The organism is Crassaminicella profunda (assembly GCF_019884785.1).
GTDB lineage: Bacteria > Bacillota > Clostridia > Peptostreptococcales > Thermotaleaceae > Crassaminicella > Crassaminicella profunda.
Map to the genome: position 1 here is coordinate 3178022 of NZ_CP082326.1, position 23092 is coordinate 3201113.

General features: G+C 30.1%; 23 protein-coding genes. 1 reads left to right on the top strand and 22 read right to left on the bottom strand.

Features of this window, described 5'->3' with window-relative positions; genetic code table 11:
* Positions 1 to 7: 7 nt before the first annotated feature.
* Together K7H06_RS14755 and K7H06_RS14760 are read right to left on the bottom strand one after the other, a co-directional pair.
* On the bottom strand, positions 8 to 211 hold the full coding sequence (locus K7H06_RS14755; RefSeq protein ID WP_223036800.1) for a hypothetical protein: 204 nt from the start codon (positions 209 to 211) through the stop codon (positions 8 to 10).
* An 11-nt stretch (positions 212 to 222) separates the two neighbouring features.
* Positions 223 to 2958 (bottom strand): DUF6240 domain-containing protein, encoded by a 2736-nt coding sequence (locus K7H06_RS14760; protein ID WP_223036801.1) that lies wholly within the window; start codon positions 2956 to 2958, stop codon positions 223 to 225.
* Positions 2959 to 3095: 137 nt separating this feature from the next.
* Between K7H06_RS14760 and K7H06_RS14765 the strand changes: the two genes are divergently transcribed.
* Entirely contained in the window at positions 3096 to 3542 is a 447-nt protein-coding gene (locus K7H06_RS14765) for a YaaR family protein (RefSeq protein WP_343216792.1), read from the top strand.
* 23 nt (positions 3543 to 3565) lie between these two features.
* On the opposite strand, the gene K7H06_RS14770 is transcribed toward K7H06_RS14765, so the two are convergent.
* The 20 genes from K7H06_RS14770 to K7H06_RS14865 all read right to left on the bottom strand — a co-directional run bounded on the left by K7H06_RS14770 (position 3566) and on the right by K7H06_RS14865 (position 23065).
* Positions 3566 to 3802, bottom strand: a complete 237-nt coding sequence (locus K7H06_RS14770; protein ID WP_246637540.1) for a YjfB family protein — start codon at positions 3800 to 3802, stop codon at positions 3566 to 3568.
* Positions 3803 to 3827: 25 nt separating this feature from the next.
* Positions 3828 to 4736: a flagellin N-terminal helical domain-containing protein gene (locus tag K7H06_RS14775; protein WP_223036803.1), complete on the bottom strand. Its 909-nt coding sequence runs from the start codon at positions 4734 to 4736 to the stop codon at positions 3828 to 3830.
* 57 nt (positions 4737 to 4793) lie between these two features.
* Positions 4794 to 6626, bottom strand: coding sequence for a flagellinolysin (locus K7H06_RS14780; RefSeq protein ID WP_223036804.1), 1833 nt, complete (start codon positions 6624 to 6626; stop codon positions 4794 to 4796).
* A gap of 244 nt (positions 6627 to 6870) precedes the next feature.
* Positions 6871 to 7962: a LegC family aminotransferase gene (locus tag K7H06_RS14785; protein ID WP_223036805.1), complete on the bottom strand. Its 1092-nt coding sequence runs from the start codon at positions 7960 to 7962 to the stop codon at positions 6871 to 6873.
* A 133-nt stretch (positions 7963 to 8095) separates the two neighbouring features.
* Positions 8096 to 9088, bottom strand: a complete 993-nt coding sequence (locus K7H06_RS14790; RefSeq protein WP_223036806.1) for an NAD-dependent 4,6-dehydratase LegB — start codon at positions 9086 to 9088, stop codon at positions 8096 to 8098.
* A gap of 51 nt (positions 9089 to 9139) precedes the next feature.
* Positions 9140 to 9922: an oxidoreductase gene (locus tag K7H06_RS14795; protein WP_223036807.1), complete on the bottom strand. Its 783-nt coding sequence runs from the start codon at positions 9920 to 9922 to the stop codon at positions 9140 to 9142.
* 11 nt (positions 9923 to 9933) lie between these two features.
* The gene (locus tag K7H06_RS14800; protein WP_223036808.1) at positions 9934 to 10710 is read right to left on the bottom strand and encodes a nitrilase-related carbon-nitrogen hydrolase; all 777 of its coding nucleotides are present in this window, start codon (positions 10708 to 10710) and stop codon (positions 9934 to 9936) included.
* A gap of 25 nt (positions 10711 to 10735) precedes the next feature.
* Complete coding sequence (locus tag K7H06_RS14805; protein WP_223036809.1) at positions 10736 to 12037, bottom strand: glutamate-1-semialdehyde 2,1-aminomutase; 1302 nt, start codon at positions 12035 to 12037, stop codon at positions 10736 to 10738.
* 3 nt (positions 12038 to 12040) lie between these two features.
* Positions 12041 to 12805: a cytidylyltransferase domain-containing protein gene (locus tag K7H06_RS14810; RefSeq protein ID WP_223036810.1), complete on the bottom strand. Its 765-nt coding sequence runs from the start codon at positions 12803 to 12805 to the stop codon at positions 12041 to 12043.
* A 36-nt stretch (positions 12806 to 12841) separates the two neighbouring features.
* Entirely contained in the window at positions 12842 to 13852 is a 1011-nt protein-coding gene (locus K7H06_RS14815) for a Gfo/Idh/MocA family protein (RefSeq protein WP_223036811.1), read from the bottom strand.
* A gap of 214 nt (positions 13853 to 14066) precedes the next feature.
* Positions 14067 to 14714 (bottom strand): acetyltransferase, encoded by a 648-nt coding sequence (locus tag K7H06_RS14820; protein ID WP_223036812.1) that lies wholly within the window; start codon positions 14712 to 14714, stop codon positions 14067 to 14069.
* A gap of 15 nt (positions 14715 to 14729) precedes the next feature.
* Positions 14730 to 15395 carry a PIG-L deacetylase family protein gene (locus tag K7H06_RS14825; RefSeq protein WP_223036813.1) on the bottom strand — a complete coding sequence of 222 codons (666 nt, stop codon included), beginning with the start codon at positions 15393 to 15395 and terminating at the stop codon, positions 14730 to 14732.
* A gap of 19 nt (positions 15396 to 15414) precedes the next feature.
* Positions 15415 to 16569, bottom strand: a complete 1155-nt coding sequence (gene neuC, locus K7H06_RS14830) for a UDP-N-acetylglucosamine 2-epimerase (RefSeq protein ID WP_223036814.1) — start codon at positions 16567 to 16569, stop codon at positions 15415 to 15417.
* 24 nt (positions 16570 to 16593) lie between these two features.
* Complete coding sequence (locus K7H06_RS14835; RefSeq protein WP_223036815.1) at positions 16594 to 17511, bottom strand: ATP-grasp domain-containing protein; 918 nt, start codon at positions 17509 to 17511, stop codon at positions 16594 to 16596.
* Between the two features lie 44 nt (positions 17512 to 17555).
* Positions 17556 to 18242, bottom strand: coding sequence for a class I SAM-dependent methyltransferase (locus K7H06_RS14840; RefSeq protein WP_223036816.1), 687 nt, complete (start codon positions 18240 to 18242; stop codon positions 17556 to 17558).
* Positions 18233 to 18817: a D-glycero-alpha-D-manno-heptose-1,7-bisphosphate 7-phosphatase gene (locus K7H06_RS14845; RefSeq protein WP_223036817.1), complete on the bottom strand. Its 585-nt coding sequence runs from the start codon at positions 18815 to 18817 to the stop codon at positions 18233 to 18235. Before K7H06_RS14845 ends, K7H06_RS14840 begins: the two co-directional genes overlap by 10 nt.
* 3 nt (positions 18818 to 18820) lie before the next feature.
* Positions 18821 to 19837, bottom strand: coding sequence for an N-acetylneuraminate synthase (neuB, locus tag K7H06_RS14850; protein ID WP_223036818.1), 1017 nt, complete (start codon positions 19835 to 19837; stop codon positions 18821 to 18823).
* The gene (locus tag K7H06_RS14855) at positions 19827 to 20909 is read right to left on the bottom strand and encodes a nucleotidyltransferase family protein (RefSeq protein ID WP_223036819.1); all 1083 of its coding nucleotides are present in this window, start codon (positions 20907 to 20909) and stop codon (positions 19827 to 19829) included. Before K7H06_RS14855 ends, neuB begins: the two co-directional genes overlap by 11 nt.
* A gap of 81 nt (positions 20910 to 20990) precedes the next feature.
* On the bottom strand, positions 20991 to 22808 hold the full coding sequence (locus K7H06_RS14860) for a motility associated factor glycosyltransferase family protein (protein ID WP_223036820.1): 1818 nt from the start codon (positions 22806 to 22808) through the stop codon (positions 20991 to 20993).
* A complete protein-coding gene (locus K7H06_RS14865; protein ID WP_223036821.1) occupies positions 22805 to 23065 on the bottom strand; it encodes a hypothetical protein in 261 nt (86 codons plus the stop codon). Before K7H06_RS14865 ends, K7H06_RS14860 begins: the two co-directional genes overlap by 4 nt.
* Between the last annotated feature and the right edge of the window lie 27 nt (positions 23066 to 23092).

The following is a 23092-nucleotide window of genomic DNA, read 5'->3' on the forward strand; positions in this document are numbered from 1 at the left end:
TAATTCCTTATTTTTCTTGCATCTCTTCATCTGCACGCTCTACAAACGTAAGGATCTTTCCCATAACCCTAAAAAATTCCTCAGGCAATTCTTTTTTCTGTACATTCAAGTCATCATGACCTTCTTCTTTTTCTACTACATCATAATAGTCTAATGAATAAGCCTTTTGTACCATCCGAGGTGTAATCTTTTTTCTTATTTCTTTTTTCATTTAAATTCCTCCTAAATGACAAAATTCAAAAGACCCTCATTTACTCTTTTTTCTTCCATTCCTTCTAAGAGATTCTCTTCTTTTGAAGTCTTAAAAGATACAGTGTTTAGGGTATATCCTTCTTCTTTTAACATTTCTCTAAGGTAGGCGATATGTTTTTTCAACTGGTTCATCTCTTCATTTCCTTTTACGCTGATTGTAAGATTTACTTCTTTTTCACTTATTTTCAAACCCATGTGGGTTTGTCCTAGATGATTGGTATCAAGATTCAATAAAACATCTAAGGGTTCATCTACTCCCTTTATAGGATTATTTGGTACATACACTTGAAGATTCTTAAATTGCTCTCCTAATACTACTGGTAACTGGGTACAAAAATCTTTTCTATTAAGTTTTTTTTGGGTACTTAATGATTCTTTTAAATCCTTCATAGTTTCTTTTTGTTCATCCTCTGAAAAAGTCATATTCTGCTCCATCTCATCAATATGTTTGATCAATTCTTCATAATGATCATTCATAGGCATTCCTTCTTTTAATTTCTCTGATATCTTTTCAGATAAACGCTTTAGCTTTAGAACATGATTCTTCCACTGTGCATTCATATCTACACCCAACATTTGTACAAATTCTCCAATTTTTTGACCCATTTGATTTTGATTTTTAAAGAATGATGAAATCTTTTCCATCTCCTTTAATGAAAAATCTATTTTATTTTTCATCAGTAATAGAATAATATCTTCATCTTCTTTTCCTATTTTGGTAATATTTCTAATCATGCTTTTCATTTTATTTACATGCTCATCCTTCTTATTGGATACGAGTTCCTCTTTATACCCATTGATTATGGTCTCTTCCCGATCTTTTAAATAGTCAAGTCCTGCATCACTACTCTTTTCCATAGATTTTACAGTCTTCTCATTTACATATTGATCAAGTTCTTTTATTTCCATATTTTCTAAATCTTTTCCTTCTTTTACACTGTCTAAGACCATAGAAGTTGATAAATTCTTTCTGATGCGACTATATTGTCCATAGCTTTCTAAAACATATTGCATATTGGGTATACTAAGTCGCAATCGATTCTGAAGGAGTGCTTTTCCTGCATCTAAAATCCTCGAAATTTTAGGAATGCTAAAAGTTTTTTCATGTTCATTCATGTAATTTTGTAATTGATTTTCTTGAGAGAGTGTAATCTTAGGAAACTCTATTTCCTTTAACTGTTCATGATTTTCTCCCATAGCTTTTAATGTCAGTGGCATTCCCTTTGACATTTGAAACGCTATATGATTAAAATTCAAGTTTTTTACCTTATCAAATACTTTACTAATATTTACAATACGATTAATTCCCTTTACAAGGGATTGTTCAGGATTTTTTCCTTGTTCATGAAGGAACTGAGTATTTTCATCTTTCACTTCACCAAATACTACTTTTTCGATTTTACTAATCTCAAAATCCGTATTACTCTTTATTAGCTTAATCAAATCCGTATCCTTTATCGTTTTTAGACGCTCAAGCTTTTTTAAAATTTTCTCTATTTCCTCTGTCTTTCCTTGAAGGACTTCTTCAACCTTTTCATCTTTTCCCAAAACATTGGCAAGCTCTCGAAGATCTATTTTTTCAATATTTATTTCTTCTTTTATCATTTGTGATGCTTTTTGTATATCTAATTTTTCCGTAACCTCTTTTAATGCATCTTTCATCTTAAGTACATCTTCCATATTTTCCTCTGTAAGAGGTACTTGCGCTTTTATGAATGTTTTAGCCAGTTCCATATTTTCCTTTGTCGGAGATATTTTCATATCTTTTAAACGATCTCGTATATTTTCTTCCAAAAATTTTAAGTCCTTTTCTTTTGTTTCTACAGGGGTTAAGCTTTCTTCGTAAACATTTGTAATCCAATCTGAATGCTCTTTTCCTTCAATCAGTCCTTCTTTTACATAATGTTTTGTATTATACAAGTTTTCAATAGTAGGTACGATACCATCCTTTTGCACTTTTACAAAGCTACCATCTTCTATATCCTCTAATTTTCCAAGCTTATAAAATACATCATGTACCTTTTCAATATTTTTCTTATGAATATCCACTCCTTCTTTATGAAGGGCTTTAATAATATTGGTAATATCTCTTCCCATTTTACTTCCATATATATTTTTCGCTACCTTTTGTGCATCCTCTGTAGTCATTTCCTTCTTTCTTCTAAACAATTTCAAAAGAGAATTTGTATTCCCTTTCTCTTTTGCTTCCTTAATTTTTTCTGATACCTTATATAAAGACTCTTCCTCTAAATCTATATCATCCATCATATTTACTACTAAATCATAAGTTAAATTATTTTTGATTACATGAAAATAATCCTTTGCAGTCATAAGAGTTTCTATATTTTCCTTATTAAGAGACATATCGTGTTTTTTTAATGATTTCACAGCACTAAGAGATTCTTCATTTGATTCAATCCCAAAAGATTTTAAAAGATCCTCATAGGTTTTTTCCTTTTTTTCATCTACAACTTCTGTCTTATCACACACTCTCATAGAGATGATTTGTGATCGGTCAATAGTGACATGTTCTCCTACTCTTTCATCTATTTTATTTTTGAGCACTGCTTCAATAGTTTTATTTCCAACCGCTACTTTTACCTTGTTCTTATTTTTCTCTTGTAAAGTTCCGTTTATATCAAAAGGCTTCTTAATCGTCCCTTCATAGGCCCTTTGTATCTTTAATCCTGATCCCAATAACTTCACTTGATCATCACCTTTATATTGTTCTTACCATAGTTTTCGACCATTTTTTTGTTTCTCTTTAGAAAATATCCTTAATAATTTCTATAAAAGCTGCCGATATATTTAATAGGATTATAGATAGAAAGGATGTGCCCTCTTTGAATCGTATCAACCCCACAAATATATCTAATGTGCAGAAAACTCCTGCTGTTATAAAAAAAGATAAAGAAATAGCTGGCACCACTTTTGCTGACAAATTTGAGAAAATCAAATCAGATGATGTAAAAGAACATTTACACAAAATATATGATAAAATCGTTGACCAATCTGAAAAACTTGGAGATCGATTATATATAAAAGATTTAGTGGACTATAAAAATCTAGTAACTGAATTCATGGATGTAGCCGTAAAAAATTCTCATGCCTTCTCAAAAGAAAATTTTCTAGATAGAAGAGGAAGACATCGTGTATTATCTCAAGTAAAACAAGTGGATCGCCATTTAGCATCTCTTACACAAGACTTTTTAGGACAAGAAGTTGATAGAATTTCCGTTCTTCGAAAACTAGATGACATAAGAGGTATTCTTTTAGATATGTTCATGTAAAAAAGACCACAAATGTGGTCTTTTTATAGTTTTAAATCTAAATTTCCTCCTACATGAGGATTGACAGATAACTCCATAGTCTTTGCACTTGTATTCATCATTTCAGTCATTGCTTGACCATTTCCTTTTGCTGTATCCATGACCATTTTCATCACTGAAAGACTCGCCTGTTGTTGCACTTTACTTTGACTCATCATAGTTGACATTGCAGCAACATCCATGATATCATCTCCTTTCTTTATTTCTCTGTATTCGTCCATCCTCTTATAAAGTTATCGACATGTTTTACATTTGTCTTAACAATTGAAGTATATATTCTGGTTGTTTATTAGCTTGTGCAAGCATAGCCATAGCTACCTGATGCAACATATTATATTTAGCATATTCCATCATTTCTTTCGCCATATCTGCATCTCTAATTCTCGATTCGGCTGCCGCTAAATTTTCTGCTGTATTTTCAAGATTATCTATCGTATATTCCAATCTATTTTGGTAAGCGCCCAAGCTTGACCTAAAACGAGATACTTTTTTTGTAGCTTGATCAATAACTTCAATAGCAGCTGTTGCATTTTCATGATTTGAAACATCTAAACCATGTTCCTTTTTATCTCCATTAGTCACTTCAGCTTTTGTATTAAATACTACTTGACTATCTTCTTTTATTTCATTTTGTTCTTCTCCTTGAGCTATGCCAAGAGCTTCTGCTCTCATATCTTTAAGATAAATAGGAAATTTCTGTCCTTTATTAGCTCCAACTTGTAAGTGAATAGGAGAATCCTCTCCTTTTAAAAGCTTTTTGGTATTAAACTCCGTATTATTACCAATTCTATTAATTTCTGAAGTCAACTGATTGATTTCATTTTGAATTTCATTTCTATCCTCATCTGTATTTGTACCATTAGCAGCCTGTACTGCAAGTTCTCTCATTCTTTGAAGGATTGCATGAGTTTCCCCAAGGGCTCCTTCCCCTGTTTGTAGGAGAGAAATCCCGTCTTGTGCATTTCTTGATGCTTGATGAAGCCCCCTTATTTGCACTCTCATTCTTTCAGATATGCAAAGTCCTGCTGGATCATCTGCTGCTCTATTAATCCTAAGACCAGAAGATAATCTTTCCATTGCTCTACCTGCCCTTTGTGCATTAACCATCATATTTCTATATGCATAAAGAGCATTCATATTATGATTAATGATCATAATCATCTACCCCTTTAAGCTTAAATGTGAATCCTTAAATAAGTAAAATAATCGTTACTACCTTAACAATTGAAGTATTCCTTGTGGCTGTTGATTAGCTTGTGCAAGCATTGCTTGAGCAGCTTGACCAAGAATGTTTTTCTTTGAGAATGTCATCATTTCCTTTGCCATATCTACATCTCTTACTCTTGATTCTGCTGCTGTTAAATTTTCACTTGAATTTGTCAGATTATTAATCGTATGCTCTAATCTATTTTGATATGCTCCCAGCTTTGATCTTTCACTAGATACTTTATCAATGGCCTTTTGTATCAGTTCTATAGCAGCAGTTGCATTTTCATGGTCTGCTATATCAAGAGCTGCTTCCTCTATAGTTGATGTAGTTCCATTTGTAACACCAGCCTCTTTAGAAAATCCCGCTCCTCCGGATTCACCTTCTGCAGCTTTTTGAGATATACCTAAAGCTGCTGCTCTCATATCTCCTATATTTATCTCAAAAGCTTGATCTTTATTCGCACCTATCTGCAATAAGATGGTTTCATTTTCATCCTCTGTTTCAGGCCATACAACTTCAAAACCTTTTAGTGGCTGTCCATCTATTTTATCTGTAGCTTTGCTTTCATCTACTACCGTTTCTCCATCTAAATCACTTCCACCATGGTCTGATCCTAGAAGAGAACCTACATCGTCTTCATCACTACCCCAATCAAGTTTTATTGTATTTTTCACATAATCAGTTGCATCTCCAGCTGCATTAAATTTATTTTTGAAATCAGCAAAAGAAGTTATTCCAGCTACTGTATTATTTTTAATGGCTGTTTCTAAAGCAGTACTAGCACTACCTGTAGCATCTTTTATATCTTTCATAAGGGTTTTCATATCTTTACTACTACCTGTATCTAATTGTGTCGCTAGATATTTTACAATAACATATCCTGCTGCATAATCTTCATCTGTTCCTTTCCATTCTGCACCACCTAATAAATCTTTCGCTCTGCTAATTAATTTATCTACTTTAGTATTATCACTAGCACCACTTGTTCCAATAACATTTTTAACTCTTTCATCAGCCCCTGCAATCCCTTCTGCTGTTCCTTCTATAAACCATACCTTATTATTATCATGTAAATCGTTCATCTTCGTTGCACCAAAAGCATCATTCATAACAGCATGAGTCATCTCATGAGCTATAATCCGATCATTATATAGCTTTCCATGTACATTGTTTCCACTTTCTCCATCACCTTTTTCAAAGTCCTTGATGTCTATATTTAATTCTAAAACTTCAGAAGTACCACCTACATAAGCAAGGGTTCCGTAAGATTCTTCTGAATACAATTTAACTTGTAACTTTTTTCCACTTCCTTCTAATCCATAAGCATCCTTGACATTCTTCTCTGCCATCTCAAGCCAGCCTTCTTTTAAACCCTTGATGATATTCTCTTTAACTTCTTTATCTTCTGCATTTTCACTACCTGAATTTAAAAGCTTTTTCGTATTAAACTCTGTTGTATTTCCTATTCTATTGATTTCTGAAGTCAATTGATTCATTTCATTTTGAATTTCTTCTCTATCTGTATCCGTATTCGTATCATTAGCTGCCTGAATAGAGAGTTCTCTCATTCTTTGCAAAATAGAGTGAGTTTCATTTAATGCTCCTTCAGCAGTTTGAATCAACGAAATACCATCTTGTGCATTTCTTACTGCTTGATTGAGTCCTCTGATCTGCCCTCTCATTTTTTCTGAGATACTAAGTCCTGCTGCGTCATCTCCAGCTCTATTGATCCGAAGACCAGAGGAGAGCTTTTCCATTGATTTAGCTGAACTAGCTGTATTCATTCCCATTTTGTTGTGAGCATTTAATGCGTTTAGATTATGGTTAATGATCACTTTCATCCCTCCTTGAATGATCTAGTAGACATCCTTTTCTACCTTAATTTAAAACTTAAAACAAAATCGTTATTCTAAAAATGTTATCATGACCATTTTTAGAATAACGACTTATCTTTATGGTATATTATGGCCGATATATATTTATCGGTCATTTTTGTTTAAATCTATATAATATTGTAAAAAAAAATTATATTATTAATAATATTCCATACCTCTATGATAAATTTAAATCCTCATATTATTAGGATAAAATACTACATATATATTCTATATCTTCTCTTTTTAAACTAACAGAGCTTGGCAAATTGATGCCTCTTTCTCCTAATTCATCAGTTATAATCATATCTCCATGCTTACATTCCTTATAAGGAGGCATATGATGCACTGGCATAAAAAAGGGTCTTGCTTCTATTCCTTTTTCATTTAATCTTTTAATTACTTCATCTCTACTTATACCATAATCCTCTTCAATCAATACTGCATACAACCAATGTACATTTCTAGCCCCGATTTTTTCAATAGGAAGAGTAATTCCTTTAACATCTTTTAATAGCTCATTGTAATACATAGCATGGTCTCTTTTCGCTTGAATATATTCATCTATATTTTCAAGCTGAGCACACCCCATAGCTGCAAGTACATTTGGCATTCTATAATTAAAACCAATCTCTGGATGGTAAAAGGATTTATTTTCTTCAACTACTTTTGTCTGTGTAGATAAAAATTTTGCTTTTTCTGCAAATTTTTCATCATTGGACACAAGCATCCCTCCACCACCTGTGGTAATTAATTTATTTCCATTAAAAGAAAAACATCCTATATGTCCAATGGTTCCTACAGCTTTTCCTTTATATAAAGAGCCTAAGCTTTCTGTAGCATCTTCTATGACATATAAATTATGTTTTTTTGCTATTTCCATTACTTTATCCATATCTACAGGATGTCCATAGATGTGTACAGGAAGAATAGCCTTTGTTTTAGGAGTAATCATTTTTTCAATTTTATCTACATCCATTACATATGTATCTCTGCAGACATCCACAAAAACAGGCTCTGCCCCTACATATTTTATGGTATTTACAGGAGATATAAATGTTAAAGAAGATACAATTACTTCATCCCCTTGTCCTATTCCTAAAGATCTTAAAGCAAGTTCTAGTGCAGCTGTTCCGTTCATAGTAACAACTGCTTTTTTTGCATGAATATATCTTGCGAAATCTTCTTCAAATTTATTGACATAACTACCTACAGAAGAAACCCAATTAGTATCTAAGCATTCTTTGATATATTTCCATTCATTACCTCTTATTTCTGGTATGCATAAGGGAATCATTTTAGCACCTCTATTCATACTTTCATATGATTGTTTATTTCTAATTTTATAGTTACCTATCTACAACTATATACTATCAATATATTATTATTATTACTTTCACTTTACTATCCATCAAATTTTCAATGGTAATTTATACATTATATATATCCGTCTTAAAATAATGCATATGATCTTTTATCCATTCCATCGTTTCTAACAATCCTTGACCCAAGGTATATTTGGGTTGCCAATCTGTTAATCCTTTAATTTTTGTATTATCTCCCCAAAGTCTATTTACTTCACTTTTCTCTGGTCTTAATCGTTCTTCATCACATATGATTTTTACATCTTTTCCTGATAAAGCTATAATTTTTTTCACTAAATCACCAATACTAATTTCATGATTAGTGCTTGCATTAACTACTTGCCCAATGGTTTTCTCACTTTCAGCTATTTTAATAAAAGCTTCTGCTGTATCCTTTACATAATTAAAATCTCTTGTAGGTGTTAAACTCCCAAGCTTAATCTCTTTTTTTCCTGCAACAATTTGAGATATAATGGTTGGAATAACCGCTCTTGCTGATTGTCTAGGTCCATAGGTATTAAAAGGCCTTATAGTTGCTATTGGCATATTAAAACTTCTGTAAAAACTTTCTGCCATTTTATCTGCAGCTATTTTGGATGCTGAATAAGGAGATTGTCCTTGCATTGGATGTTTTTCATCTATTGGAACATACAAGGCAGTTCCATACGTCTCACTGGTAGAAGTATGTACAATCTTTTCAACTTCATATTCCCTGCAAGCTTCTAATACATTAGTTGTTCCTTCCACATTTGTTTTTACATATGCCATAGGCGAAAGATAAGAATAAGGTATAGCAATCAACGCTGCAAGGTGAAATACAACATCCTGCCCTTTAATCATTCTTTTCATCCCATCATATTCGCGAACGTCCCCTGTAACTACTTTAACACTTTTCTTTATTCGTTCATCGAAAGTATCAATCCAACCCCAATTATTAAAAGAATTGTATTGAACTAAAGCAGTCACTTCTGCACCTAGTTCAACTAATCGCTCTGTTAGATGGCTACCTATAAAACCTTCCGCTCCAGTCACAAATACTTTCTTACCTTCCAAATTCATTCATATTCTCTCCTTTTACATATAGCACTAATCTTTTATTTCTAAAGTCTATTATATTATGCTCCAACCACCATCTACAGCTAAATTATGTCCAGTAACAAACTTAGATGCATCAGAAGCTAAATATACAATAGCACCGTTCATTTCAGCTTTATTTCCCATTCTTTTTAATGGTGTTTTCTTAGAATATTTTTCAACAAATTTTTTTGGTTGATTATCAAATATCCCTCCAGGAGATATACAATTTACTCTTACATTCCATGCACCATAGTATGATGCTAAATATCTAGTAAAGTTAATTATACCTCCCTTTATAGCTGCATATGCAGCAGGCATAGTCATATTAGTTTCTTCATAAATCGTAAAATCAGGTCCTACTATCCCATATATAGATCCAAAATTAATAATGCTTCCATTTTCCTGTTTTTTCATCTGCTCTGCAATTTTTTGACAACAATTAAAATATCCATTTAAATGCATATCTATATTTTGCTTCCATGAATCCAATGGTATTTTCTCTATTTTTAGTCCCCAGTCTGATGTTCTTGGATATGCATTGTTAACCCATATATCTATTTCTTTATCTACATTAATAATAGATTTGATAAAATCATTAACTGATTCTTCAGAAGTTATATCTAGCTTTTGAAAAACGACGTTCAAATCTTTTTTAATTAATTCCTTTTCAACTTTTTTTCCTATTTCTTCATTTATTTCAGCAATGTAAACTTTTGCTCCATATGATGCTAATGCTTTTACTAACTCTTTACCAATTAATCCAGCCCCACCTGTAACTACCGCAACTTTGCCTGATAAATCAAACATATTTTTCATATCTATCATCCTTACAAGTTTTTTTTATATAAGTCTACTTTTCTGTCTTTTTTTAGTGGGAAATGCGCCCTATATTCTTTTACATTCCTAACATCTATATCATAAATAATAATGTTTTCTTCATCTTCTATCTCGTTTATTAGATTTCCTTCTGGATTATACAAGCACGTATTCCCAGAATAAACTAGACCTTTTTTTTCTCCTACACAATTAATACCTGCTATATAAGTTTGGTTTTCTATAGCACGAGCTTTTAGTAAAGCTTTCCAATGTTCTTTTCTTGCTTTAGGCCAATTAGCACCTATAACAATCATATCTACATCATTAGATACAGCTTGGAATATTTCAGGAAATCTAAGATCATAACATATAAATGTTGCTATACGAAAATCTTTCATATCAAACTTAACAAGCTTATTTCCTGATTCAAAAAACTTATTCTCATCACCATAAGAAAAAGGATGTATTTTTACATAATCAGATAAAACATTCCCCTCTCTTGAAATAACTGTATAATGATTTTTAGCTTTATGAGCAGTATTTTCAACCCATCCAAAACCTATAGCTATATTATAACTTTTCGCTATTTCTTTAAAAAAGTTAACAGTTTCCTCATTACTTTCTCCCGTAAGCTCCGTATTCATAGAAAACCCTGTTAATGTCATCTCAGGAAATAATATTATCTCTACATTGCTTTTATTGGCTTGTCCAATAAAAGCAATGACTTTCTCTCTATTAGTCTCTTTATCTTCCCATTTTATATCTAATTGACATAATGCTATTCTCATAATGCGTTTAATTCCCTTCTTTAACCTAATTAAACTTTCTAAATACAGGCTTTATGGATCTTCCTACTAAATATTTATCTATTCCCTCTTCTAAAGCTTTCTTATATACTTCTAATGATTTTCTACATGCCTTTAATGCAATATCAATTTCTGTATCTTGATGAACATAACTTAATGCTATCCAAGGTATAAGTACACCATTTTTTATCATTTCTTGACTAAATAAAGTTCTAAATTCTAAAGAAATTTTTCCTTCTTTATCTTTCGTTATGTAATTTGGAGAACAAGGTACTCCTACAGTATAAAAATACTCACTTATTCCTAATTCATTTGCAATTTTATTCATGCCATCACATAATTTTTTTCCAGACTTCCAAATTTGTCCTACAACATCTAACTCTTTATATACCTTTATTGTTTCAATAAAAGCTCCTAATCCACACATTTCAGCTCCATGTGTTGTTGAAATCAAAAACACTCTTTCTTTATCATGATAGATGCCACCTAATTCCATAATCTCTCTTTTTCCACCTAAAGCTGCAACCGAAAATCCATTCGCCATCCCTTTCCCAAATGTTACCAAATCAGGCTCTATATCATAATATTTGCACGCACCTTGAATATGCCATCTAAATCCTGTTATCATTTCGTCTAATATGAAAACTGTGCCATTTTTTTCACAAAGGTTTTTTACCTTATGCAGAAATTTATCTTTTGGCTCTTCCGTAGTTGCTGGTTCCATTATAATTGCAGCAATTTCATTTGGATAATCTTTAAACAATTTTTCTACTGATTCAATATCATTATAATTGAATTGCAATGTTAATTGCTTATATGCTTCTGGAATTCCAGAATCCATAATTGTATCTCCTATAAACCAATCGTCATATGAAAAAAATGGATGTTGTGCACATCTAGCAACATATTTTTTTCCTGTATATGCTCTAGCTAATTTTATAGCTGCAGAAGTAACAGTTGAACCATTTTTAGCAAACTTAACCATTTCAACCCAAGGTATCAAATCACATATAGTTTCAGCTGCATCAATTTCTACTTTAGATGCTCTTGTCAATCCATTTCCTTTATGAATTTGCTCTATAGCTGCATTTGATATTCTTTCAAAATCATATCCAACAGTTACTGCTCTAAGAGCCATCCCAAAATCTAAATATTTTTTTCCATCAACGTCCCAAACATAAGCACCTGTTCCTTTTTCTAACACTGAAGGGGCATTCGTAGGGTATCCATCATCCGCTCTACTATATGTATGTGCTCCTGCTGGTATAAATTTATGTGCTTTAACCTGATATTCTTTATTTAAGTTCATTAATTATTCCCCCTGTTCTATTTTTTTATTACTATGATAATTCTCCCAATATATTTCATTCAAATGTTTATTGATATCTGCTACTTCTTGATTTTCTTTTAAATATTTTACAATTTCTTGTTGTTCTACATATTTTTCATGCAAATTCAAATTTTCAATCACTGTTTTAAACAGCTGAAAATCCTCTTCATAATCAAGTGTAAGTCTTGCATCTATTATTTCATCTTTATGTGCTTGAATAACTTTTTGTTTAATTTCTTTATTGTTCTTAATAAATTCGCCCCATCCAGTATCAATTTTTTTAGAGTTTTTATTATCATTTAATATCTTCTTAAGGACTTCTATTCTATACCCCATAGAATTAGTTCCAAATGGAAGCCCTTCTGTTTTTATAACATGGTATTGTTTATCTTCATTATAAAGTTTAATTATTTTTTTTACATAATCAGGGTTGCAAAATATATCATCCCCATCTACATTTACAACAAATTTATGATTATGAAAAATAGCACAATCATAATGTCTCTTAATCAAATTATCCTTTTCACCATGAAAACATGCTACTTTTAAATCATCTGCTATTTTGTCTAGCAAATAATCTTCCTTTTCATTAGTCGTACAAATAACTATGTCACCTAAATCAGAGCATATATGCTTAATTCTTGAAATTAGATATCCAATAATTGGATTATTGTTTACTTCTTTTATAGCTTTTCTATTTAATCTACTAGACCCTAATCTTACAGTTATATAGATACCACTCTTCACGAGCCAATTCCTCCTTATTATATAAACTCATTCTCATTAGTATTCAATATACGATTTCGATTCATCTGCTTTTTCAAGACCATATAAATATTGTAAAATAGTATAGTCTTCTTCCAAGCTATTAAGAAATTCTCCTTTTCCCTCAACACAATCTATAAAAGATTTTATTTCATCTATATACATGTCTTCTATAATATTTACATTATAGCCTTCTGCTGCACTACCTTTTGGTTCTTCATATATTATCCAACGACTTTCACATGCATCATATAATTTAAGACATTTTTCATTCCAGTTCCATTGAATCTGTCCTTTATCTCCATTAATAACAAGATTTCTTATCGCAAACCTAGAAACCACATCTACTACTAAGCTTCCCAATACTCCATTTCCATATTTTACATTTAAAGAATATACATCATCAATATCAACACCTAAATTAATAGTTTTGTCTTTAAACCCACATATGCTTTTAATATTTCCAAATATCCAATTTAACCAAGTTAACTCGAATGGTACAATTTCTCTACAACCACCAGTCTCTTTATTTGAAACATAAAATTCTTTTATATCTTCCCAAGGGTGCCAATCTGGTAAGTACTGACCTGAGTGATAAGTAAAATGTGATATTTTACCGATTGCTTTCTCATCTAAAAGATTCTTTATTAATTTTATAGAAGGATGAAATCTCAATGTGCATGATGGACAAATTTTTATATCTTTATTTTTTTTACTTTTCTCTAATATTTCTTCCATCCCACCATCAACAACACTAGCTTCTATAAAACAATGAATATTATTATCAATAGCATAATTCATATAGTACATATGTTGATCAGGTGGTACTGAAATAATAAATGTATCTGGTTTAAAAATTCGTAGTGCTTCTTCAAAATCATTATAGGTTTTAATACCATATTTTTCATGTGCTTCATTAATTCTATCTTCTCTAATATCAAAAGCAGCTAGATTATTTTGATTATTTGCTATTAAATTTCTAATTCTTCTTTTTCCCATAGAACCTAGCCCTATAACTAAAAACTTCATTTTTCTTCCCCCTTCTTCTTTATCTCATATACCTTTTCGTTTTTCAAACCATCCTTAATAGATATTTCATACTATATTTCTATTTCATTCCTATTATTAAAATATCTTGATAAACCAAATTTATCTTCTAATACTAACAGATTCATATGTTGTTTTTTTGCTACTATTGCTTATTAAGATTACTGCTACACTAATAATATAATTTCCCTATATATTACATATTATCTTTTACTCTTATTACTCTAGCTGGAACACCTACAGCTAAAGTATTATCTTCTATATTATTAATAACAATAGCACCTGCTCCGATTGTAACATTTTTGCCTATGTTTACACACTGTATAATAGAACTTCCTAGTCCAATATGTGTATTCCTACCTATTTTCGTAGCACCTGATAAGACTGCTCTTGGTGCTATATGAGAATTATCCCCTATACTACAATCATGTTCTACCACCGCAGATGTGTTTATAATACAATTTTTTCCAATATGTACTCCAGGGTTTACTACAGCACCTGCCATTATACATGTGCCCTCTTCAATATCTACATATTTTGAAACAATAGCATTTTTATGAATTAATTTAGGTATCTTAAATCCTATTTTTTTTAATTTCATATATATTTTATTTCTTAATTGTAAATTACCTAATCCACCTACACAAACAAAAGCATACCTTACTCCGCTGCTATATAGTCTTTCAAGTATACAATCATCTCCTATAATAGGAATATCTAGAATTTTATCTTCTGAAAATTTTTTTTCTGTCACACCAATAATCTCAAATTCATTCGTACTTTTTATAATATCAATAATAACTTTACAATGTCCACCTGCACCTATAAGGACAATCTTTTTCATACCTTGTCCCTTTCCTTAAAACCTTTCCCTTATGAGCATAAAAGCTTCTGCATAATTAACACCACAGCTTGCCCCTCTATATCTTGCTAAAGCTTTTATATTTTCTAAACTTCTTGGTAGGGGTGGATTTTGAACTTCCGATTCATACATGCTCATAATTTCTATTTTTTTATCTATAAAATCTGTTATATCAGAAAATACGTTTGGTATAAATATATTTTCTGGTAAGCTTGGTGCGATTTCCGTTTCAGATATACATTCATACATCAATATTTTTTTGATAAAAGGATATCTAAAGCTTTTTGTACAACTCATAATACTTTTAGCAGCAACCTGATGATCTGTATGGATATCTGATCTATTATTCATATAAATAATTTCAGGCTTTATTTCATTTATAACATTCGAAATTTTGTCTATTAGCTTACTAAAATCTACATTATGTAACTTAGTAGTTAAAAAATCTAATTCATAGACTTTCTTAAATCCATATTCCTTTGAAACTTTTTGTATTTGCAATTTCCTTTTTTTAATAAAATCTTTTTTAAAGCCAAGACTTTCGTCACATCTTGTTAATATCAGCCAATAAAGCTCATCCCCTAAACGATTGTGTTTTAAAATCGTTCCACCACACCCTAATGTTTCATCATCAGGATGAACAGATACTACTAATATTTTCATTTCTTTAAGCTCCTCTGGTTTAATAAATTATTTGTTTATTAATCAATTGATCATTTATTTCAACTTCAGCAATAGTTTTTGCTATTTGTTCTCCACTGTATCCATCCCCATAAGGATTATTACAATTTTTACAAGTTTCTATAAAATCTTTATCCACTATAGCCTTGTTTATCGCTTCTTTGATTTTTTCTTTTTCATGTGGAACAAAAATTATATTCTCAGCATGCTGTCTTTGTTTCTGTCTATTACCAACGTTTACTACTGGTAGTTTTAAAAATGGTGCTTCTAATATTCCAGCACTAGAATTACCTAGCAATAAAGCTGCTTTTCTTTGTAAATTTACAAATAAATCTCTCGGTAATGTTTCATAAGCTTTTATAAAGCTATGACTTTTTTCAAATTCTTTGATCACTTTAATCATTTCAAATCCACCAGCATCTGAATTAGGATAGGTTATAATTGTATTATAGCCTAATTCACTTACTGCTTGTAATGTTACTTTCATTTGTTCAGCAGCCTGTCCAATTTCTGAACTTAAAGGATGTTTGATTAACAATATAAATGGCTTATTTGCTTCCAACTCAGTTCCTAACTTTTCATTTATGTATTCATATGATAAATCAGGCTGTTTTCTTATAGAATCTAATGCTGGGTTACCTACTACATGCACTCGCCAAGGTTCCTCTCCCATTTTCAAAATTCTTTCTCCATTTTCCTTTGTCGTTGGAAAATGTATATGCGCAAGCTTAGTTACAGCATGTCTAACTGAATCATCTATATTCCCAACTACTCTATCTCCTCCACAAATATGTGCAACAGGTACATTCATATAAGCTCCTACAGTAGCTGTCGTTATACTTTCTTCTCGATCTCCTAAAACTACAAGCATATCTGGTTTTTCTCTCATCACAATATCAGAAAGGCCCATAACCTGAACACCAATTGATTTGCATCGTCCTGATAAAGAATCTGTAGATAATAAGGTTTCTAATTTTATGATTGGATAACCATCATTTTTTATGATTTTCCATGTGTCCCCATGTACTGAAGATAAATGTGTACCTGTAACTACTACCTTTAATTCTATATCGTTTCTTTTCATCAATTCTTCAAAAACTGGTTGTAGTATAAAATATTCTGAACGTATTCCTGTTACTGCTAAAATTTTTTTCAACATCATCACTCCAATTGACCAATACTATTTAATTAAATTACCATCTTCAACAATAACATCTTCATAATATCGAAACATATAATTATTATATTTTACATCTTTAGAGCTATAGCTACTCCCTTTCTGAAAACATTGGATTGCTTTAAACCAATTATCTGAACTAGCAAAAGAAAGAGAACTTCCACCTGCTATTCTTGGATTGATCTCGATAAAATTAATTTCATTTTCATTCTTAAAACATTGTATATTTATTATTCCTATTGGTTTTAATTTTAAAATGATTTCTTTAACATATTGTATAATCTTTTCATCAAATACAGTAACTCCTTTTGTAGATACACCCGATTCTGTGTCAATTCTTTTCCTAGGGATTATATAAACAGGATTTGATTGAAAATCACACAAAACATCAATTGTATATTCCTGTCCGTCAACTATTTCTTGAGATATATAACCACTCATATCAAAATTTTCATTGGCTTCATCAGTAAAATAAATCCCAGTACTCCCTCTTCCTATTCTAGGTTTTAGAAGTCCATATTTTCTCTTTAGTGATGTTTTAGGTGTAGGAATATTATTTCTCATAAAAAAATTATATGTATTCCATTTATCCATACATATATTAATTATATCTTTATCTGATAAAATCACATTTGCATTATATTTTTTCTTATATTCTTCTTTTCTTTTGCTCCATTCCAATAATCCTTCATTAATAGTTGGAAAAATCATATCTATTTTTTCATTTTTTATAATTTCTTCTATCACACTAAAACAATTTTTTTCAGAATATTTAGGTACAATATAAGGTTTAATATTTTTATAAAAACCAAAAGCATGTCCTGTAATATCCATACCAATGATTTCCCATCCCATTTCATTATAATATTTTAATGCTGGTCCAAAAGTCATGCTTCCAACAGCTTCAACTAAAACTTTCATTTTCGTATCCCCTTTTCTTTACCATAATATCATTAGGGTCAAAATCAAATTTTTCGTGCTATAATATGGTATCTACTATCTTTCTGCGTAAATATAACTGACTCTCTCTGAATCAATACAACATCTTCAATTTTAAAATATCCATCTATCAATTGGTTTATTTTTGTCCAATTAAAATATGATTGTACTGTATCTTTTTCCATATCGCTAGTAACAATTTCTTCCCCTGCATATTCTCTTGGATGTTCATAATCATTTCCTGATATCAAGTCAAAATAAAACAATCCATCTTGTTTCAAAGTTCTATATACTTCTTTCATTGCAACTTTAGCAATATCAAAATGCATACTATCCAATACTCCATGAGATACAATAAAGTCAAAGAAATTATCATCATAGGGCATTTCAGTAATAGACCCTATTGTAAGTTTTTTTGAAAGATGTTCTCTATCCATATGTTTGCACCAATTTTTTGCATATTCTATCGCTTCTTTCGATAAATCTATCCCATAAGCATCTAATCCCATTTCATCTAAATAAATTACATGCCTACCTATTCCACAACCTAAATCTAAAGCTATATTCTTATTATGAATAATTTTATATTCCTCTGTTCCTGTTTTTTTTCTTACATATTTTGAAACAAACCTTATCACTTCTTCATGTGGGTAGAATACAAAATTATCCTTATTTTTATATGAATTATCCCATTCTTTTGTTTTTAAGTCCATATATTATTCTCCTCTAATATTAATTTTGCCGCATCATATAAATTGTCACTTATATAATCTGGTTTCACATCATATAATTCATCTCCACCAGCTAGACCTGTTTTAACTAATACTGTCTTTATTCCACAACTCTTTCCTGTTTTTATATCAATTGTTGTATCTCCAATTATATAGGACTGCTCTAAATCAATATTATATTTTTTTACGGCTTCTTCAATCATTCCTATTGCAGGTTTTCTACAATCACATTTTATTTTATACTTTTTGTTCTCCTCTGGATATCCACGATCAGGATGATGGGGGCATATAAATATATCATCTAAATAAGCCCCCTTTTCATCCAACAGTTCTTTCAATCTTTCGTTAATTTGCCACGCTTCTTCTAATGTACATAAATTTCTTGCGACAACAGGCTGATTAGATACAACTATACATAAATATCCACTTTTATTAATTAACTTAATTGCATCACTTGCTTTTCTTTCTAATTTTAAATCTTCACTATTGCTCAATAATTTTTTATAAACATTTATTGTTCCATCTCTATCTAAAAATATACACTTATTCTTACTCATATATTAATCACCTATTTTTCTCCATTCAATACATACATCTTTTTCTATAGGACATATAGCTTTTTTCCCAATTATATCATCTACCCATTTAGGTTCAATACCATTTGCAGGTCTCTTAAAATCTAACATATCTTTTCTTATAATTTCTCCTATTTGTATAGCTCTTTTAGCTACTATACTTTTTCTTGAAACAAGTTTACTCTTTTCTTCATTTTTATTGCATTTCTTCATTCCATCACCAAAAGCATTTTCTATATTTCTGATACTTTTTACCATTTCTTTTAATTCTTCTGGTTCTAAAGAAGATTCATGATCTGGACCTTCCATATATCTATCTAGTGTAAAATGTTTTTCAATAACCTTTGCTCCCATAGCTACAGCTGCTATGGGTATTTCTATTCCTAGTGTATGGTCTGAATATCCAACTTCTAGTTTAAATGCATTTTTAAGAGTAATCATCGCATTTAAATTCACATCTTTATAATTAGTAGGATAATTAGATGTACAATGAAGCAATGTTAATTCACTATTTGAAATATTTCTAATACATTCTACCGCATCTTCTACTTCTCCTAAATTTGCCATGCCTGTAGATAAAATAATAGGTTTATTTTTTTTAGCTATATATTTCAACAAGGGAATATTGGTCAAATCCCCTGAACTAATCTTATATAATGGCATATTAAGTTTTTCTAATAAATCCACACTTTCAAAATCAAAAGGTGTTGAAATAAATAATATTCCTTTTTTATGGCAATACTCTTTCAAAGTTAAATGCTCTTCCATGGATAACTCTAATTTTTTAAGCATTTCATATTGATTTCCACTGCCAGTAGTTTCTTTCTGATATTCTGCTTTTGGTGCTTTTTTTGTAACTAATCCATCTGCTTTAAATGTTTGAAATTTTATAGCATCTACTCCTGCTTCTACTGCTGCATCTATTAACATCTTAGCAATGTTTATATTTCCATTATGGTTTACACCTGCTTCTGCAATAATAAAACATTTACTACTTATCATCCGCTTCCCCTTCTTCACTACAACATATTAAATCATAAACGTCTTGATTAACTTTATTATAGTCTTCTAATCTTCCTATGTCCATCCAATATTCATCAATTTCGTAACTCCCTACTTTTTTACCATTTTTGATACATGTATTAATCAAATCTGTAATCTCAAAATATTCATCTTGTGGAATATATTCAAGTAAATTAGGATTCAAGCAATATACTCCTGCATTAATGAAATAATTAATCACCGGCTTTTCTTGAAGTTCTGTTATATGATTATCTTCTACTTGCATCACACCATAAGGTATTTGAAAGGAATGCTTTCTTGTTCCTACGGTAATATCAAAACCATTTTCCACATGAAAATCCATCATGTTTTCCATATTTAAGTTAGTAAATATATCCCCATTGATAACAAAAAAAGGCGCATTAATATATTCTTTTGCAAGTCTTATTCCACCTGCTGTTCCCAGTCTTTTCCGTTCCTTTATATACGCTATTTTAACTCCATGAGCATAACCATCTTGAAAATAGTTTTCTATTATTTCAGCTTTATAATTAACAGATAATAATATCTTGTTGTATCCATATTGTTTGAAATTGTTAATAATATGCTGTAACATAGGATCTTGTCCTACTTTTAGCATGGGTTTAGGTACTTCTTGAGTTAGTTCTTTAAGCCTTGTTCCTAATCCTCCAGCCATAATAATTACAGGATTTTCTTTACCATCTGGTAATAAAATTTCGTGAATACTAATCATATCTACTAATATATTATTATCATCTACTATGGGTATTTCTTTTACAGCTTTTTTAATAAACATATCTTTAATTTCTTCTCTTGTTGTATGGATACTAGCATATATAGGATTATAATGAACAACCTCCTCAATCGAATCATCTAAATCAAATCCCTTTAGTATAGCCCGCCTTATATCTCCATCTGTAATGGTTCCTATTAATCTTTTTTTCTCATCAACTAAAAAAACAATTCCTTTTGCTCCCTGATCTAAAACATCTAATGTTTCTTTTATTGAATAATTCACATAAACAATTAATTTATCTATATTTGTTTTCATTCTTTATCATTCCTTATGTGTAGTCTATTGATCTTAGTCTATACATACTATACACTGTTTACTATAAAACTATGATTGTTTTTATTTTTGATTTTCTTTCATTATTCCATCTAAATACAATTTAGCAATTTTGGCATATTCATTGATTAATACAATACTGCTCTTAACACTTTTACTTCTATACTCTACTTGTTTTTGTTTATCACTTCCAGTATATTGAAAATTCAAATTGACCGCCCTAATAGTTTCGGCTAATGCTGGTAGTATAGCTTTTATATATATTTCTTTTTCTTCATATTCACTATCTAATCTAACTATATATTCTAAGTCATTTAAAAGCCTCTGAGAATTTAATCCCCTTTTTATTTTTTTCATAGTATCTTTTAACAATTCCATTCTATTAGCATTTAACGCTATAACTTCTTGTAATTCTTTTTTGAATTCACTTAATGCATCTTTTATTTTTTCCATATATTGATCATTGTTTTCATAAGCTTCTTTAATACATTCTTCTATATTTATTTTAATCTCATCCTTTAAGTCTTCTTGAATCGTTTGTTCAAGGGTTTTTATTTCTGTTCCATCTATACCAATCCCACCTTCAGTAGCATTAATAAATTTCATATCCGGATAATTTTTAATAATAATTTCAAAAATATATTTCATAGCTAAAAATTGTGTAATAGTATAAGCATCATTTCCATAAATATCCTTCATTTTTATATATTTTTCCAATTTGGTTTTGCTCATTTCTTCGTTATTAATCGCACCTTTAGCATATATTCCATCTTCTGTATATGCTAAATCTTGTCCCAAAAATATAACTTTACTACACCCTAATTTACAAAATAAATCTACCGCTGAATTAGCAACTGATGGACCTGTTCTAATTTTATTATATTCTATTTCCTTTTTATTATATAAATAATTCACCATATAATCTGAGTCTATAACAAATCTAATTTTATGTCCTTCATAAGAAGGCAATATTTCACAATACAATTTGTCAGCAAAAATCAAAGGAATCTTGCTATTCACTACATCAAAGATGGTTCTTTTCTCTTCTAGAGAACCATCTATAGCCATTCTAAAATGAGGTTCTATTTCATTATTTTCAAGTATTGTTATAGCTGTACCTACAGCTACTACAATAGCTTTATTTTTTATTTCTTTAATAAGATGTATATTTTTATTTAACGATGGACCCGCTGCTACAATTACCACAGGTCTTCCTTTGAATAAATCTTTTAAACTTTCAATAGACATACAATTTTCATTCAAATTAAACATATAATTTTTTAACCATTGAAATAGAAATGTCGTATTAGTTGCTGCATTCACTCGTATTTCTGATATAGTTTTAGATATTCTCTTTGTCATACTTTCGTAGTATTCATTAAATATTGTTCTATAGGACATATTGTACACAATACTCATTTTTAAATTTTTAGAAAGATATCCACACAAAATTTCACTCATTTCATCAACATCTTGATTGATTCCAAACGTAATTGTTTTGAAAGTATTTACATATTTGAGCATATCTATATTTTCTAATAAATTTTTAAACATATCTAAACAAGGTTCTACGATAACAAGTTTATTTATATTTTTATAATGCTCCGCTATATAATCTAAAGCATACCCACACCCAAGTCCAAATACTACCATTGTTTCAGTATCCTTTGGTGTATACTGAAACATCCTTTTTATCTCTTCATTTGTATCATATACACTATGCATAAAACATCTGCTGGTTTCATTTTCTATAATATAATTAAATGAATCCTTTACTTTTTCTAGTTTATAGAAATACAAAGGATTGCCTGCAGTTAATATGTTATATACATATTCATTCTCAGCTTTAAAATAAGCTAGATTTTTTTCATATAATGTCATTGTAGCACCCCTTGCTTCTTAATTGACAACATCAATTCATATTTTAATAAATCTGCTAAAAATAAGTAATCTTTATTTTGAAGAGCAATATTAATATAATTCATAATATCCTCAAATCTATTCTGATCCATACTAATGGTATTTTCTATATCATTCATAATTTCTTCTATTATTGTAATCGTCTGTTCTATAGCTATATCAATTTTATACTTGAAAATATTATCTATAATTTCATCCACTTGTTTTTCTAGATCCACGCCTACTCCCTCTCTCTTTTTTATTTT